The sequence below is a fragment of the Streptomyces sp. AM6-12 genome (genome assembly GCF_044327085.1).
In the GTDB taxonomy this organism is placed as follows: domain Bacteria; phylum Actinomycetota; class Actinomycetes; order Streptomycetales; family Streptomycetaceae; genus Streptomyces.
In genome coordinates this window covers 2,904,553-2,920,910 of the sequence record NZ_JBIQWN010000001.1, presented here as the reverse complement: position 1 = coordinate 2,920,910, position 16,358 = coordinate 2,904,553, and the positions used below count along the sequence as shown (strand labels likewise).

General features: G+C 73.2%; 13 protein-coding genes. 9 read left to right on the top strand and 4 right to left on the bottom strand.

Annotation, left to right across the window (positions count from 1 at the left end):
* Positions 1–89: 89 nt before the first annotated feature.
* The 3 genes from ACE4Q9_RS13050 to ACE4Q9_RS13040 all read right to left on the bottom strand — a co-directional run bounded on the left by ACE4Q9_RS13050 (position 90) and on the right by ACE4Q9_RS13040 (position 3,086).
* Positions 90–1,601 (bottom strand): protein kinase, encoded by a 1,512-nt coding sequence (locus ACE4Q9_RS13050; RefSeq protein WP_397984417.1) that lies wholly within the window; start codon positions 1,599–1,601, stop codon positions 90–92.
* Positions 1,598–2,395, bottom strand: coding sequence for an FHA domain-containing protein (locus tag ACE4Q9_RS13045; protein WP_397984416.1), 798 nt, complete (start codon positions 2,393–2,395; stop codon positions 1,598–1,600). Before ACE4Q9_RS13045 ends, ACE4Q9_RS13050 begins: the two co-directional genes overlap by 4 nt.
* A gap of 166 nt (positions 2,396–2,561) precedes the next feature.
* Complete coding sequence (locus ACE4Q9_RS13040) at positions 2,562–3,086, bottom strand: hypothetical protein (protein WP_397984415.1); 525 nt, start codon at positions 3,084–3,086, stop codon at positions 2,562–2,564.
* Positions 3,087–3,375: 289 nt separating this feature from the next.
* On the opposite strand from ACE4Q9_RS13040, the gene ACE4Q9_RS13035 reads away from it, so the two are divergent.
* The 4 genes from ACE4Q9_RS13035 (at position 3,376) to ACE4Q9_RS13020 (ending at position 7,475) form a co-directional block, all read left to right on the top strand.
* Positions 3,376–4,230 carry a bifunctional methylenetetrahydrofolate dehydrogenase/methenyltetrahydrofolate cyclohydrolase gene (locus ACE4Q9_RS13035; RefSeq protein WP_397984414.1) on the top strand — a complete coding sequence of 285 codons (855 nt, stop codon included), beginning with the start codon at positions 3,376–3,378 and terminating at the stop codon, positions 4,228–4,230.
* Positions 4,220–4,690 (top strand): DUF3017 domain-containing protein, encoded by a 471-nt coding sequence (locus ACE4Q9_RS13030; protein WP_397984413.1) that lies wholly within the window; start codon positions 4,220–4,222, stop codon positions 4,688–4,690. Before ACE4Q9_RS13035 ends, ACE4Q9_RS13030 begins: the two co-directional genes overlap by 11 nt.
* A 175-nt stretch (positions 4,691–4,865) precedes the next feature.
* Positions 4,866–6,179, top strand: a complete 1,314-nt coding sequence (locus tag ACE4Q9_RS13025; RefSeq protein ID WP_397984412.1) for a DUF2690 domain-containing protein — start codon at positions 4,866–4,868, stop codon at positions 6,177–6,179.
* A gap of 306 nt (positions 6,180–6,485) precedes the next feature.
* A complete protein-coding gene (locus ACE4Q9_RS13020) occupies positions 6,486–7,475 on the top strand; it encodes a malate dehydrogenase (protein ID WP_397984411.1) in 990 nt (329 codons plus the stop codon).
* Positions 7,476–7,549: 74 nt separating this feature from the next.
* On the opposite strand, the gene ACE4Q9_RS13015 is transcribed toward ACE4Q9_RS13020, so the two are convergent.
* On the bottom strand, positions 7,550–8,932 hold the full coding sequence (locus ACE4Q9_RS13015) for an MFS transporter (RefSeq protein WP_397984410.1): 1,383 nt from the start codon (positions 8,930–8,932) through the stop codon (positions 7,550–7,552).
* Between the two features lie 96 nt (positions 8,933–9,028).
* On the opposite strand from ACE4Q9_RS13015, the gene ACE4Q9_RS13010 reads away from it, so the two are divergent.
* From ACE4Q9_RS13010 to ACE4Q9_RS12990, 5 genes are all read left to right on the top strand, one after another.
* Positions 9,029–9,997, top strand: coding sequence for a LysR family transcriptional regulator (locus tag ACE4Q9_RS13010; protein WP_397984409.1), 969 nt, complete (start codon positions 9,029–9,031; stop codon positions 9,995–9,997).
* 161 nt (positions 9,998–10,158) lie between these two features.
* Positions 10,159–11,679, top strand: coding sequence for an aldehyde dehydrogenase family protein (locus ACE4Q9_RS13005; RefSeq protein WP_397984408.1), 1,521 nt, complete (start codon positions 10,159–10,161; stop codon positions 11,677–11,679).
* 40 nt (positions 11,680–11,719) lie between these two features.
* Positions 11,720–13,258, top strand: a complete 1,539-nt coding sequence (locus tag ACE4Q9_RS13000) for a GMC family oxidoreductase (protein ID WP_397984407.1) — start codon at positions 11,720–11,722, stop codon at positions 13,256–13,258.
* Entirely contained in the window at positions 13,255–14,433 is a 1,179-nt protein-coding gene (locus tag ACE4Q9_RS12995) for a glycine betaine/L-proline ABC transporter ATP-binding protein (RefSeq protein ID WP_397984406.1), read from the top strand. The genes ACE4Q9_RS13000 and ACE4Q9_RS12995 overlap by 4 nt, the downstream gene beginning before the upstream one ends.
* Complete coding sequence (locus ACE4Q9_RS12990) at positions 14,433–16,358, top strand: ABC transporter permease (RefSeq protein ID WP_397984405.1); 1,926 nt, start codon at positions 14,433–14,435, stop codon at positions 16,356–16,358. The genes ACE4Q9_RS12995 and ACE4Q9_RS12990 overlap by 1 nt, the downstream gene beginning before the upstream one ends.

The following is a 16,358-nucleotide window of genomic DNA, read 5'->3' as shown; positions in this document are numbered from 1 at the left end:
CCTCGTGTGAACGAGGGGGGTGGTCGCTCCGCCGTGGCGGAGTGGTTCCACCGTCCCAGCCGGGCCGCCGAGCCGGTACCTCGGAGGTCTCAGGGTGTGTACTGCGCGAGGTAGCGGGCGACCTCGGCGCAGTAGGCGCGGTAACGCGCCGGGATACCGCCCGTGGAGTTGACCGTCTTGTACGACGTCCGGTACCCGGCCGCGTCCAGGACCCGCCGGTCGCCGGGCAGCCCCGCCTCCAGATGGGCGTCGATGTAGCAGAGATAGCGCCCCATGGCCGGGATGGACACGGCCGGGGTCAGCGGAGGTGTGGGGGTCGCGGCGGCGGGGATGCCGTCGTCCCGCATCCACCAGCGCAGCACGGACGGGGTCCAGCGGGCGATGCCGTACTCCTGGGTGCCCGGATCGGCGAGGTCCGCGTCGAAGCCGCTCTCGGCCTTCAGCATGGCCGCGATCAGCGCGGGGCTGACGTCAGGGCGGGGGCAGCCGTGGGCGGCGTCCACGATCAGCCGCCGGTAGCGCACCGGAACGCCCCGGTCGGTGCGCAGTTCGGCGGCGCCGTAGCGGGCCAGGGCCTTGTCGTCACCGGCCTGCCGCTGGTCGAGGCCGTACCCGAGGAGGGCGGCGAGGACGGTGGCCGCGAGGGCCAGGACGGCCGTACGGCGACGGCGGCCTGCGCGCGAGAGGCGGGCCAGCCGGGGTGCGCTTCCGGTGCCCGCGGCGGCCGTGACCCGGCGCAGCAGCGCCTCGGTGCCGATCCGCCCGGCGTGCGTACGGGCCAGGCAGTCCCGCACGATCTCCCGCCAGGCGTCCGGGAGTTCGGTCGCGAGGCGCAGTTCCTCGGTGCCGCGCGCATAGGCGACGGCGGCGTCCCGGCGGGCCGACGGGGTGCCGCCGGGCAGCGGGAAGGAGCCGGTGAGCAGGAGGTGGGCGAGGACGCCGAAGGCCCAGATGTCGGCCGACGGGCGGATCGGCCGGCCGCGTTCGCCGATCTCCGCCCACAGCAGTTCGGGCGGGGTGTAGTCGGGGGTGGAGAAGGCGGGCGTGTAGCCGTGGGTGCCCTCCAGCTCGGCGGCCATGTTGAAGTCGGCGAGCCGCGCCGAACCGTCCGCCATCAGCAGCACGTTGGCCGGTTTGAGGTCTCCGTGCACCCAGCCCGCCCGGTGCAACTGGGCGAGTCCTTCGGCGATCTGGGCCAGCAGTACGGGCCCGGCTCGCGGCCGGGGCGCGGCGGCGAGCAGCGCGGACAGGGAGCCCTCCGCGCGTTCCAGGACGAGGACGGTGGCGCCGTCGAGGGCGGGGCGTCCGGGGTCGTCGACGACGAGTGTCTCGTACATCCGGATCAGACGCGGTCGCCGCAGCCGGCGTAACAACTCCACCTCCCTTTCCACGAGTTCGCGCAGGTGGGCGAGGTGGCGGGGGGTGCCGGTGCCGGTAGGCAGGAACTTCAGGGCGGCGGTGGCGGGGTGCCGTTCGTCCGGCCCGCCGAGCCGGCGCGCCGCGTACACGCTGCCGAAGGCGCCCGTCGCGAGCGGTTCGCGGACCTCCCAGCCGCCCACCCGGTAGCCCCTGGGGACCGGTACGGCGTACGGCTCGGTCACCGCGCGGACCGGCGCACGGGTCCGGCGGCGGTCCCGGACCCCGTGGCGGTCCCGGTGGCGGTCCCGGAGCCGGTGCCGGAGAGCACCACCAGGTCGTCCTCGCGCACCAGGTCGAAGCGGAGCGCCAGCGAGACCAGGGACTCCTTCTTGCCGTTCAGACGCGGGCCCGGATCCGCCGTGTCCGGGCCGGGTTTGAGCCGCAGCTTCACCGCGAGGTAGTCGATGTTCCACTGCACCGAGGCGCGCGAGGCGGCCGGCCAGGCGGGTGCGAGCCGGGCCACGACCTTGTCGACGGTGGGCAGCGGGGCGTGCGGATCACCGCGCAGCCGGGGCTCGCACAGGGCGGCCAGTACGGCGAAGTAGCGCTTGGTGCGGTCCACGGAGAAGGCCGGGGCGGTGGTGTCGCCGTCCGCCCCGCAGCCGTCGCGCAGATAGTCGTGGCGCGGCGCCCACACCTCGACGGCGAGCAGGTCGCCGCCCGCGGGCAGCACGATCCGGGAGAACTCGAAGGGCACCGGCGCCTCCAGCCGGCCCGGCCCCACCTTGATGTGCTCGCCCGTGCCCTCCGGGTTCTCCACGACGTACGTCTGGTGCGCGGACAGGTTGCTCAGCGTCCAGAACGCGCCCTGGGCGGCGAGTTCCCCGGCGCGGCGCGAGACCCCTTCGTGCGGGATCGGCAGATCGTTGCCGGGCGCCCGTCCGAAGCGGAGGCGCTCGCCGGGGGCGAGGCGGATCTGGCCGCGTCGCTGCCGGTCCTCCGTGGCCGGCGGAGGTACGACGATGATGCTGTACAAGGTGCGTCTCCCCGTGCCCGACGGCTTCTCCCAGACCCGACGGCTTCTCTCAGAGTAGGGCGACGCACCGGGGCCGTGCCTCCCCCCGGAAGGGTGAGACACGGCCCCGGATGATGAATGGCGCGAATCGCTCCGCGGCGCCCGCGGTGTCCGGGCGCCCGCGGACTCAGTAGCGCGGCCGGCCGAACCAGGCCTTGCCGTCGGCGCTGCCGACGAAGCAGGCGATCAGGATGCCGAGCACGATGTGGAAGATGCCCACGATGACGAGGAACGGGTAGACGCCGAGCACCGCGGTCAGGATGCCGAAGACCAGCGTGGTGACCCGCAGGTTGTTGCCGCCGGAGCCGAACTTCGCGGCCAGGACGGCCGCCCACACCAGCCAGGCGAGCGCGAGCACCGTGAACGCCCACAGCGCGCCCACCGGGTAGTCGGAGAGTCCCGGTATCGAGTTGTCGTGCTTGGCCTTGTTGACGGCCACGGCGAAGAAGGCGAAGAGGGCCACGCCGATGACCTGGAGGCCGACGATCACCCACAGCATCACGCGGGCCGCGTTGACCTTGCCGGGCATGGTGGTCATCGGGGCGGCGGCGTACGACTGCTGGACCGGCGGCGCGGCCGGGTAGCCGTAGCCGGGCTGCTGCGGCTGCCCCTGCGGGGTGCCGTAGGGGTTGTTCGGGTCGCCGTAGCTCATGGCTGGTGTTTCCTCCGTCGTGTCGAGCGAGTGCGGGGACGAGGCGCGGCACTGCACGGAGGAGAGTTTCTACAGATGCGGTCCGTCCCCCCGATGAGCTGCCCGCTGCACTGTGCTGTTCATCGTTCTTGACCGGATAGTGACTTGTCCAGCCGGAATCCTCCGACGTTGTGCAAGTGCAACATCGGTGATCACCCGGGCCCTCCCGCGGACCCTGGCGGGGGCCCGGTGCGGCCCCGGTGCGGCCCCGGATTGGAACCTCGGGGCGGTCATCCTGGAGGATGGGGGTATGACCGCCCAGATTCTCGATGGCAAGGCCACCGCAGCCGCGATCAAGTCCGATCTGACCGCCCGCGTGGCGGCGCTGAAGGAGAAGGGCGTCACGCCCGGCCTCGGCACGATCCTGGTCGGGGAGGACCCCGGCAGCCGCAAGTACGTCGCGGGCAAGCACCGCGACTGCGCCGAGGTGGGCCTCGCCTCCATCCAGCGGGAGCTGCCGGCCACGGCCACTCAGGAGGAGATCGAGGCGGTCGTCCGCGAGCTGAACGAGGACCCGGCCTGCACCGGCTACATCGTCCAGCTGCCGCTGCCCAAGGGCATCGACGAGAACCGCATCCTGGAGCTGATGGACCCGGCCAAGGACGCGGACGGCCTGCACCCGATGAACCTGGGCCGCCTGGTCCTCAACGAGCCGGCCCCGCTGCCCTGCACCCCCAACGGCATCCTCACCCTGCTGCGCCGCTACGGCGTGGAGATCAAGGGCGCCGAGGTCGTGGTCGTCGGCCGGGGCGTCACCATCGGGCGCCCGATGCCGCTGCTGCTCACCCGCCGCAGCGAGAACGCCACCGTCACCCAGTGCCACACCGGCACCCGCGATCTGTCCGCCCACCTCAAGCGCGCCGACATCGTGATCGCGGCGGCCGGCTCCCCGCACCTGATCCGCGCCGAGGACATCAAGCCGGGCGCGGCCGTCCTGGACGTGGGCGTCTCGCGCAACGCCGAGGGCCGGATCGTCGGCGATGTCCACCCGGACGTGGCAGGCGTGGCCGGTTTCATCTCCCCCAACCCCGGCGGTGTCGGCCCGATGACGCGGGCCCAGCTGCTGGTCAACGTGGTCGAGGCGGCGGAGCGCAGTGCCGGCTGAGGACACGCGGGACGGCGAGGAGACCGTCCGCGACGCGATCAGCGCCCCCGACGCCGAGGGGCGCCCGCGGCGGGTCACCCGCCGCTTCCCGCTGTTCACCAGGGACACCGCACGGCCCGAGGGCGGCGGCCGGGCCGCGTCCGGCGACGCCCCCGCGCCCGCCCGGCAGTGGCCCCTGCTGGTGGTGCTGGGCACGGTCGCGCTCGGCCTGCTGCTGACCGCGTTCGACGCGTTCCGCGTGGGCACCGTGCTGATCGGCGCCGCGCTGCTGGCCGGCGCGGTGCTGCGCTGGATGCTGCCCGGCGTCGGCATGCTCGCGGTCCGGTCCCGCTTCACCGACATCAGCACCTACGGCGTCCTCGGCCTGGCGATCGTCCTGCTGGCCCTGATGGCCCAGCCGCATCCCCTGCTGGAGATCCCGTTCCTGAGCAACACACTGCACTTCACGATGACCAAATAGGGCCGGCGGTACGGCGGTTCGCCCCCACCCCCGTCGCGGGGCGAACCGCCGCGGGACACACCCTGGCTTCTGGTGAACGGCCTGAACAACGGCTGTCTTCGCGCTGTGGCACGGAAGTGACCGTTCCGCTGAACGGTGACCGTCCGGTACGAAAGTGGGGATGAGGGGGGAGACGATGCCTCGTTGGAAGACCTTGCCGAACGAACTCGACCCGGAGATCAAGGAGTTCGTCAGCCAACTGCGGTGGCTCGTGGACCTCGGCGGGCTCGGCGCCGCGGCCCTGGCCGACCGCACGGGTTACGGCAGGGCGTCCTGGGAGGACTACCTCGCCGGCCGGCTCCTCGCCCCCAAGGGCGCGGCGGTCGCGCTCGCCGAGGCGGCGGGCACCAGCCCGGTGCCGATCATCACGATGTGGGAGCTGGCGGAACGGGCGTGGAGTCGGGCGGAGTTGGGGCACGAGCACGCGATGGCCGGGCGCCGGGCCGCGAACGGGACCGAGGGCGGCACGCTCACCGTCCCGAAGATCCCCGCCCAGCCGAAAGCCGCGGAGGCCGCGGAGTCGGTGGAGGCGGCGGAGTGCGGGAACGCCGGGAGTGCGGCGAAGGGCGCGTCCGGTGGCGGCTCGTGGGGGCTGGCCGGGTACCGGGGGCCGTCACGGGCGAGCGGGCGGCCCGGGGCGTGGCCGGAGCCGGCACGAGTCCCCGGCGCGCCGGAACCGCAGTCCCCCCGGAGCCTGCGGAGCCCGCAGGAAACCCAGGGCACCCAGGGCATCCAAGGTATTCAGGGCATCCGGAGCGCCCAGCGCATCGGGAGTGCCCAGGGCCCCCAGGCCTCCGCCGGCCACCAGACCTCCGTGGGCTCCCAGACCTCTGTCGCCTCACGGCCCCCTGTAGGCCCTCAGATTCCTCAGATCCCCCATGACTCTCCCGGCCCGCAGGCCACTCAGGGTCTCGACGCGGTACGGCCCTCCGGACCCGACGGCGCGTCCGGGTACCGGCAGCCGGTGCTGATGTTCCTCGGCGGGTTCGTCACCGTGCTGGTGCTCATCCTCGGCGTCTTCTTCCTCACCGGCGGGCACGGCGGCGGCAGGCACGAGGCCGCGCCCGAGCGGGCCGCCCGGAGCGCCGGTCCCAGGGCGAGCCTTCCGCCGGGCGTCCGCTGTTCCGGTGCGGACTGCGTGGGCAAGGACGCCGAGTCGATGGGGTGCAGCGGCGACCAGGTGGCCACCGCACAGACCGTCTCCCTCGGCACCACCACCCTGGAAGTGCGCTACAGCAAGGTCTGCGGCACGGCGTGGGGCCGGATCACCGGTGCGGTGCCCGGCGACAAGGTCCAGGTCACCGGGGCGCGGGGCAAGGTCCGGGAGACCGGGGAGGCCACCGAGGCGGGCGACACCATCGCCTACACCCCGATGATCGCCGTAACGGATCCGGCGCGTGCGACGGCGTGCGCCACGCTCGCGTCGGGCCGCACCGGGTGCACGCGGTGAAGCCGAACGGATGAATTCCGGATCGGCAGGCATGCCCGGCCGGATCCTGGGCACGCGAGCTGATACCCCCCACGGGAGACCGGTCCGCCGGTACCCCCACCGGCGGCCGATCCGTCCACCCTCTCCGGACGGACGGCCGCTTTTCTCCGTCCCGCGCGATCCGCTGTGGGCTGAGCCACAGGGCCCCGCACGTCTCGCATGCCGGATGCGCGATAGCCTGACCGGTGGATCTCTCTTGATGCCAAGAGATCGATCATCCAACCGGGGCAGGGACGCCCCACCGCCAGCTGTCATACGGAGAACGCCATGACCCGCACTCCCGTGAACGTCACCGTCACCGGCGCGGCCGGCCAGATCGGTTACGCCCTGCTCTTCCGCATCGCCTCCGGCCAGCTGCTCGGCGCGGATGTGCCGGTCCGCCTGCGCCTCCTGGAGATCACCCCGGCGCTCAAGGCCGCCGAGGGCACGGCCATGGAGCTGGACGACTGCGCCTTCCCGCTGCTCCAGGGCATCGACATCACCGACGACCCGAACGTCGCCTTCGACGGCGCCAACGTGGCCCTGCTGGTGGGCGCCCGCCCGCGCACCAAGGGCATGGAGCGCGGTGACCTGCTGGAGGCCAACGGCGGCATCTTCAAGCCGCAGGGCAAGGCCATCAACGACCACGCCGCGGACGACATCAAGGTCCTGGTCGTCGGCAACCCGGCCAACACGAACGCGCTGATCGCGCAGGCGGCGGCGCCGGACGTACCGGCCGAGCGGTTCACCGCGATGACCCGGCTGGACCACAACCGCGCGCTGACGCAGCTGGCGAAGAAGACGGGCTCCACCGTCGCCGACATCAAGCGGCTGACGATCTGGGGCAACCACTCCGCCACGCAGTACCCGGACATCTTCCACGCGACGGTCGGCGGCAAGAACGCGGCCGAGGTCGTCAGCGACGAGAAGTGGCTGGCCGAGGACTTCATCCCGACCGTCGCCAAGCGCGGTGCGGCGATCATCGAGGCTCGTGGCGCGTCGTCGGCTGCGTCCGCCGCGAACGCCGCGATCGACCACGTGTACACCTGGGTGAACGGCACGGCCGAGGGCGACTGGACGTCCATGGGCATCCCGTCCGACGGTTCGTACGGGGTGCCGGAGGGCCTGATCTCCTCCTTCCCCGTCACCACGAAGAACGGCACGTACGAGATCGTGCAGGGCCTGGAGATCAACGAGTTCTCCCGCGCCCGCATCGACGCGTCGGTCAAGGAGCTGTCCGAGGAGCGCGAGGCGGTCCGCGCGCTCGGCCTCATCTGACGGTAGTTCCGCACGCGGGCCCCGCTCCGGTTCTCCTCCGGAGCGGGGCCCGCGTGCATGTCCGTCCCCCGGCCCTAGGGGGTCGCCGCCGGCGTCGGCCGTGAAGCCGACGTCTCGCGTGCGCCGTACCCCCTCACCACCACCGCCGTGGCCACCAGCACCACCGCTCCCACCACCCGCAGCGCCGGGCCCATCCCCTGGGTCAGGTCGGTGTGGCCGGACAGCACCGTGCCGGTCACCGCGACGCCCAGGGCCGCGCCGGTCTCACGGGCCGTGGTGCCCAGGCCCGAGCCCAGGCCCGCCTGGTGGGTGGGCAGGGAGGTGACGACGCCCATCGTCAGCGGCGGCATGGACAGGCCCGCGCCGGTGGAGATGACCAGGAGCCAGCAGACGAAGAGGGCGTACGGCGTGGCCGCGGTCGCCGTGGACGCGCCGAGCAGCCCGGCGCCGATGAGCGCGAGCCCTGTACCGACGAGGGCGCGCGGCCGGTGGGACCAGCGCGCGGCCAGCTTCTGCGCGCCGGCCATCCCGATCACCAGCGGCATGATCGCCACCCCGGTGACCGCGGGACCGTACCCCTTGACCTCCTGCAAGTACTGCGAGTTGACGAAGAAGAGGGAGAAGAGGCCGAAGAACCCCGTCGCCGTGCCGAGGGACGCCGCCCGCAGCCGGGGCGAGGCGAACACCCGAGGGTCGAACAGCGGGCCCCGCGCCCGCAGCGCGTGCACCGTGAACGCCGCCACCAGCACCGCCCCCGCGCCGAACGCGCCGGTGATCCGCGCCGACAGCCAGCCGTACGACGGCCCCTCGATGATCCCGAACAGCACGGCCACCAGCCCCGCGATCAGCAGGACCGCGCCGAGCGGGTCGGTGTGGCCCGACGTCGGGCGTTCCGTGCGGGGGACGACGCGCGCCACCACCGCGACCAGCAGCGCCGCGAGCGGCACCATGGCCCAGAACAGCGCCCGCCAGCCGAGGAATTGACCCACGAGCCCGCCGCCGAGGTTGCCCGCCGCCCCGCCGAGGCCGATCGACAGGGTCCACGCGGCCATTGCGCCGAGCCGCTGCGCGGGTGCCGCGAGCCGCATCAGCAGGGACAGCGTGGCCGGGGTGATCAGCGCGGCGCCCGCGCCGGACAGCCCCCGGCCCGCGATCAGCACCAGCGGCGCCCCCGCCAGCGCGCTGGTCGCCGCGCCCGCCGCGAACAGCGCGAGCCCGGCGAGCAGCGCGCCCTTGCGCCCGTACCGGTCGCCGAGCGCCCCGGCGGGGATCAGCAGACCGGCGAAGACGATGACGTAGGCGTCGACCGTCCACAGGACCTCGGCGCCCGAGGGCCGCAGCGCCGACGAACTCAGCTGCGGTATCAGCAGGTTGATCGCCGCCACCATGCTCTGCGCGACCAGGACACAGGCACACAGGGCGAGCAGGGCGGGGCGTTTCAGGGCGTGCGAGGGCACGGCTCCTCCCAAGGAGCTCGAACGGGTGAAAGGGATGCCCGCTCACCGTAGGCTCGCCCTTGACCTGCACTCCAGTGCAACGTATGCAAGGAATGAATGCGTATGACGCAATCCACCGGCCTCGACCTGAATCTGCTGGTCGCGCTCGACGTACTGCTCGACGAGCAGAGCGTGCGGGGGGCCGCGCGCCGGCTGCACCTGTCCGAGCCGGCCATGAGCCGCACCCTCGGCCGCATCCGCAAGGCGCTCGGCGACCCCGTCCTGGTGCGGGCCGGCCGGCAACTGGTACCGACCCCGCACGCGCTGGCCGTACGCGCCGAGGTGAGCGCCGTGGTGGAGCGGGCCCGCGCCCTGTTCGCGCCCGGCCGGGACACCGACCTGCGCACGGTGAGCCGTACCTTCACGATCCTCGGCCACGACGCCATCGTCGCCACCCACGGCGCCGCCCTGCTCGCCCGCGCCGCGCGCGAGGCCCCCGGCATCCGGCTGCGCTTCCTGTCCGAGAGCCACATCGACGCCCCCTTCCTGCGCCAGGGCACCGCCGACCTGGAGATCGGCATGATCGACACCACCGCGCCCGAGGTGCACCAGGAGACGGTCTACGAGGACCGCATGCTCGGCGTCGTACGCTCCGGACACCCCTTGCTGGAGGGGGAGTTGACCCCCGAGCGGTTCGCCACCGCGGCCGGTCACCTCATCGTCTCCCGGCGCGGCCGGCTGCGCGGGCCGGTCGACGAGGCGCTGGCCGAGCTGGGGCTGAGCCGGCGGGTGGTGGCCAGCGTCGGCACCTACCCGGCGTCGCTGTTCGTGCTCCGCGAGACCGATCTCATCGGCCTGATCAGCCCCTGGACCCGCCCGCTCGCCGAGCCCCTCGGCCTGACCGTCTTCGAGATCCCGCTCCGGCTCCCGGCCCTCCCGGTCGGCCTCGCCTGGCACCCCCGCCACGACGCCGATCCGGCCCACGCCTGGCTGCGCGAGCGCGTCCGCGAGCTGATCGGGGAGGGTGCCGGGCCCGCCGCCACGCGCTGTGGCGGTCCCATGGACCGAACGCAGCGCCCCGGATAGGGCGTTTCCACCCGTTTTCCACCGTCTTTTCAGTGACGCCGCGCACTTTCGGCCGCCGATTCCGCATGCAAACGGGGCTCTTGGGCAGGGGGCCACGGTCCCTGAGCCCGCCCTTCGCGTGACACGGGGGCGTCGAACAGTAACGGAAGGCAACACCGATCATGGCGGACAGCACGGCACGACAGACCCAGGCGACCATCCACGCGGGAGGAGAGTGGCTCACGGCGATCTCCGGGGCGACCCGCGAGATCCTCGACCCCGCGGACGCCCGGCCGTTCGCCGTGGTCGCGGAGGGTGACGAGAAGGACGCCGAGCGCGCCGTGGCCGCGGCCCGGCAGGCGTTCGACCACGGCCCCTGGCCGGCCACCCCCGTCGCCGAGCGCGCCGCGCTGCTGCGCCGCGTCGCCGACCTGCTCGTGCGCGATCGCGAAGCGCTCGGCCGGCTCGAGGCCCAGGACGCGGGCAAGACCGTGGAAGAGGGCCGGATCGACATCGACTGCGTCGCCGACGCCTTCCGCTACTTCGCCGACCTGGTGGCCGCCGAGGCCCCCGGCCGCGTCGTGGACGCGGGCTCGCCCGACATCCACAGCGTCGTCGTACACGAGCCGGTCGGCGTCTGTGCGCTGATCACCCCCTGGAACTACCCGCTGCTCCAGGCCAGTTGGAAGATCGCCCCGGCGCTCGCGGCCGGCAACACCTTCGTGATCAAGCCCAGCGAGATCACCCCGATGACCACCGTCGCGCTGATCGGACTGCTGGTGGAGGCCGGACTGCCCGCGGGCGTCGCCAACATCGTCACCGGCCCCGGCCACACCGTCGGCGCCCGGTTCGCCGAGCACCCCGACGTCGACCTGGTCTCCTTCACCGGCGGACTGGCCAGCGGCACCAAGGTCGCCCAGGCCGCCGCCCCGAGCGTGAAGAAGGTCGCTCTCGAACTCGGCGGCAAGAACCCCAACGTGGTCTTCGCCGACGCCTGCGCCACCGACGAGGGCTTCGACACCGCCGTCGACCAGGCCCTGAACGCGGCCTTCATCCACAGCGGCCAGGTCTGCTCGGCCGGCGGCCGGCTCATCGTCGAGGAGTCGGTGCGCGAGCGCTTCGTCGCCGAACTCGCCCGCCGCGCCCAGAAGATCAGGATCGGCCGGGGCACCGAGGACGGCGTCGAGGTCGGCCCGCTCGTCTCCGAGCAGCAGCGGGCCAAGACCGAGGCGTACGTCGCCTCCGCGCTCGCCGAGGGCGCGATCCTGCGCTGCGGCGGCAAGCGCCCCGAACCCGCGCCCGAGCGGCCCGAGTCCGGCTACTTCTACGAGCCGACCGTCCTCGACGGCTGCCACCGCGAGATGAAGGTCGTCCGCGAGGAGGTCTTCGGACCCGTCCTCACCGTCGAGACCTTCACCACCGAGGACGAGGCCGTCCGCCTGGCCAACGACACCGAGTACGGCCTCGCCGGCGCGGTGTGGACCGCCGACCCCGGCAGGGCCCGGCGCGTCGCGGCCCGGCTGCGCCACGGCACCGTCTGGATCAACGACTTCCACCCCTACCTGCCGCAGGCGGAGTGGGGCGGCTTCGGCAAGAGCGGCACCGGCCGCGAGCTGGGCCCCGCCGGGCTCGCCGAGTACCGGGAGACCAAGCACGTCTACCAGAACCTCGCGCCGAAGCCGGTGCGCTGGTTCGCCGGCTGAGACCGTCCCCACCCCTTCCCCACCTGGAGTGCGCCCCCCCATGTCCCACACCCCCCACGTCTACGACTACGTCGTCATCGGCGGCGGCACCGCGGGCTCGGTCATCGCCTCCCGCCTCACCGAGGACCCCGACGTCACCGTCGCCGTCATCGAGGGCGGCCCGAGCGACATCGACCGCGAGGACGTCCTCACCCTGCGCCGCTGGCTGGGCCTGCTCGGCGGCGACCTGGACTACGAGTACACCACCGTCGAGCAGCCGCACGGCAATTCGCACATCCTGCACAGCCGCGCCAGGGTCCTCGGCGGCTGCTCCTCGCACAACACCCTGATCTCCTTCAAGCCGCTGCCCACCGACTGGGACGAGTGGGAGCAGGCCGGCGCCAAGGGCTGGGGCGCGGTGCCGATGGAGGCGTACTACGCCCGGCTGCGCAACAACATCGTGCGCGTCGCCGACCAGGACCAGAACGCCATCGCCAAGGACTGGATCGACGCGACGAAGACCGCGCTCGGCGTCCCCGAGGTGATCGGCTTCAACGACAAGCCGTTCTACGAGGGGGTCGGCTTCCTCGACCTCGCCTACCACCCGGAGGACAACAAGCGCTCCTCCGCCTCCGTCGCCTACCTCCACCCGCACATCGAGGCCGGCGACCGCCCCAACCTCACGCTGCTGCTGGAGACCTGGGCGTACAAGCTGGAGCTGGACGGCAAGCGCGCCACCGGTGTCCGCGTGCGCACCAAGGACGGCGCGGACGAACTGATCAGCGCCCGCCGGGAGGTCGTCGTCTGCGCCGGCGCCGTCGACTCGCCGCGGCTGCTGCTGCTGTCCGGCATCGGCCCGAAGCGTGACCTGGAGGAGCTGGGCATCCCGGTCGTGCACGACCTGCCGGGCGTCGGCGAGAACCTCCAGGACCACCCCGAGTCGGTGATCGTCTGGGAGACCGAACGGCCGCTGCCCGAGAACTCGGCGATGGACTCCGACGCCGCGCTGTTCGTGCGCCGGGACCCGTCGCTGGACATCCCCGACCTGATGTTCCACTTCTACCAGATCCCCTTCACCGACAACCCCGAGCGCCTCGGCTACGAACGCCCCGAGCACGGCGTGTCGATGACCCCGAACATCCCCAAGTCCCGCGCCCGCGGGCGCCTTTACCTCACCAGCGCCGACCCCGAGGTCAAGCCCGCCCTCGACTTCCGGTACTTCACCGACGAGGACGGCTACGACGCGCAGACCCTCGTCGACGGCGTGAAGATGGCCCGCGAGATCGCGCGGACCCAGCCGTTCGCCGGCTGGCTGAAGCGCGAGGTCTTCCCCGGCCCCGAGGTCACCGACGACGAACAGCTCAGCGAACTGCTGCGCAAGGCCCACCACACCGTCTACCACCCCGCCGGCACCTGCCGGATGGGCGCGGCCGACGACGAACTCGCCGTGGTCGACGAGGAGTTGCGCATCCGCGGTCTCGACGGCATTCGTATCGCGGACGCGTCCGTCTTCCCGACTCTTCCCGCCGTCAACCCGATGATCGGGGTGCTGATGGTCGGGGAGAAGGCCGTCGATCTGATCGGAGGCGATCGCCGATGAGTACCACCACCGTCCCGACCCGCAAGCCCCCCACCACCGACGACGCCCCCGTCTTCTCGGTCTCCGGCCTGTGGAAGGTCTTCGGCCCCAAGCCGGAGCGCGTCCCCGCCGACCCCGAGCTGGGCACCCTCGACGCGGCCGAGCTGCGCGCCCGCACCGGCTGCACCGCCGCCGTCCGCGACGTCTCCTTCGACGTCCGCAAGGGCGAGGTCTTCGTGGTGATGGGCCTGTCCGGCTCCGGCAAGTCCACCCTCGTGCGCTGCCTGACCCGGCTGATCGAGCCGACCGCGGGCACCATCGCCATCGACGGCGAGGACGTACGCGCCATGGACAAGTCCCGGCTGCGCGAACTGCGCCGCCACCGCGCCGCGATGGTCTTCCAGCACTTCGGTCTGCTCCCGCACCGCAGCGTGCTCGACAACGTGGCCTACGGCCTGGAGATCCAGGGCGTCGCCAAGGCCGAGCGCCGCGAGCGCGCCGCCCGGATCGTCGCCAAGGTCGGCCTCGAAGGCATGGAGCACCGCCGCCCCGGCCAGCTCTCCGGTGGCCAGCGCCAGCGCGTCGGTCTCGCCCGCGCGCTCGCCGTCGACCCCGAAGTGCTGCTGTTCGACGAGCCGTTCAGCGCCCTGGACCCGCTCATCCGCCGGGACATGCAGGACGAGGTCGCCCGCCTCCACGAGGAGGAGGGCCGCACGATGGTCTTCATCACCCACGACCTCAGCGAGGCCCTCAAGCTCGGTGACCGCATCGCCCTGATGCGCGACGGCCGGGTCGTCCAGCTCGGCACCCCCGAGGAGATCGTCGGCTCCCCGGCGGACGACTACGTCCGCGAGTTCGTCCGGGACGTGCCGCGCGAGCAGGTGCTGACCGCCCGTACGGCCATGCGCCCCGCCTCCTCCGCCGAGACCGGCGCCGGCCCCGCCGTACGCCCGGACGCCACGGTCGCCGAAGCCATCGAGGCGGTGGCCCGGGCCGGCGAACCGGCGCGGGTGATGTCGGACGGCAAGTGCCTGGGCGTGGTCGACCACGAACACCTCCTCGGCGTGGTGGCCGGCGTACCCACCGCCCCGGCCGCGGGCGGTCGTGCCGCGGGGGCGGCACGGGTGGCCGGGGCGCTCCGCAAGCGCGGGCAAGCGACCAGGCCCGGCCCCCGGATCACCCCGGAGGCCGTCTGATGGCCGCCCTCACCGTCCCCGCCCTGCGCACCAGGACCCCCGCCGTGCTGCGCAACAGAGCCGTCGGCAAGCTCCTGCTGCTCGCCCTGATCACCGCCGTCCTGCTGCCGGTGCTGCACGGCCACGCCTGGCCCCAGCACCTCACGGTCAGCCTCACCAAGCCGCTGACCAGCGCCAGCGACTGGATCATCGACAACCGCGACACCCATCCCCTGTTCCTCTACTTCTTCGGCTACATCAGCAACGCCGTCGTCATCTCCGTGCGCGCGGTCTACGTCGCCCTCCTCGCCCTCGGCTGGCCGGGCGTCACCGCGCTGGGCGCCCTCGTCGCCTGGCGCGTCGCGGGCCCCCGCCTCGCCGCCGGCACCGCCGTCGCGTTCCTCGCCTGCGGCGCCCTCGGCATGTGGGAACCGACGATGCAGACCCTCGCGCTGATGGTCGCCGCCGTCCTCGCCTCGGTGCTCGTCGGCACCGCCCTCGGCCTGGCCGGCGGTCTCTCCGCGCGCCTCGACCGCGCCCTGCGCCCGGTCCTGGACACGATGCAGGTCCTCCCGGCCTTCGCCTACCTCCTCCCCGTCGTCCTGGTCTTCGGCATCGGCGTCCCCGCGGCCGTCCTCGCCACCGTCGTCTACGCCGCCCCGCCGATGGCCCGCCTCACCGCGCTGGGCCTGCGCGGCGCCGACCCCGAGGTCCTGGAGGCCGTGGAGTCGCTCGGTGCCACCCGCCGCCAGCGGCTGCTGACCGCCCGCATCCCGCTGGCCCGCAAGGAACTCCTGCTGGGCCTCAACCAGACGATCATGATGGCGCTCTCCATGGCCGTCATCGCCTCCGTCATCGGCGCCGGCGGCCTCGGTGACCGCGTCTACCAGGCCCTGTCCACCGTCGACGTCGGCCAGGCCCTCGCCGCCGGCATCCCGATCGTGCTGCTCGCCGTGGTCCTGGACCGGGTGACCGGCGCGGCCGGCGCCGGCACGAACGGGGCCCGGACGATCGGCTGGCCGTACGCGCTCGCCGTCACCGCGGCCGCCGCCCTCGCCGCCCGCCTGCTCGGCGCCCTCGACTGGCCGGACGGCTGGAGCGTGCAGATCGCCGCCCCGGTCAACCGCGCCGTCGACTGGATGACCAGCCACCTCTACACCGGCGTCCCGGTCATCGGCGGCACCGCCGACTGGGCGGGCCACTTCACCACCTGGGTGCTGGACCCGATCCGCGACGGACTCCAGTGGCTGCCCTGGTGGTCGGTGCTGCTGATCGTCGCCGCCCTCGCCTGGCTGATCGGCACCTGGCGCACCGCGCTGACCGCCGTGCTCGCCATGGCCGCGATCGGCGTGCTCGGCGTGTGGGAGCCCTCCCTCGACACCCTCTCCCAGGTGCTGGCCGCCGTCGCCGTCACCCTGGTGCTCGGCTTCGCCACCGGCATCGCCGCCGCCCGCAGCGACCGGGTCGAGCGCGCCCTGCGCCCCGTCCTGGACGTCTTCCAGACGATGCCGCAGTTCGTCTACCTGATCCCGGTCGTCGCCCTGTTCGGCGTCGGCCGCGCCCCCGCGGTCGCCGCGGCCGTCGTCTACGCGCTGCCCGCCGTCGTCCGCATCACCACGCAGGGCCTGCGCCAGGTGGACCCGGCGGCGCTGGAGTCGGCGCGCTCGCTCGGCGCGACCGGACGGCAGCAGCTGTGGCAGGTCCAACTGCCGCTCGCCCGCCGCTCGTTGCTGCTGGCCGTCAACCAGGGCGTGGTCCTGGTCCTCGCGGTCGTCATCATCGGCGGTCTGGTCGGCGGCGGCGCCCTCGGCTACAACGTCGCCTTCGGCCTCGCCCAGGGCGACCTGGCGACCGGTCTGGTGGCCGGTGCCGCCATCGTCTGCCTGGGCCTGATGCTGGACCGGGTGACGCAGCCGACCGAGCGCCGCGCGAAGAAGGGAGCCTGA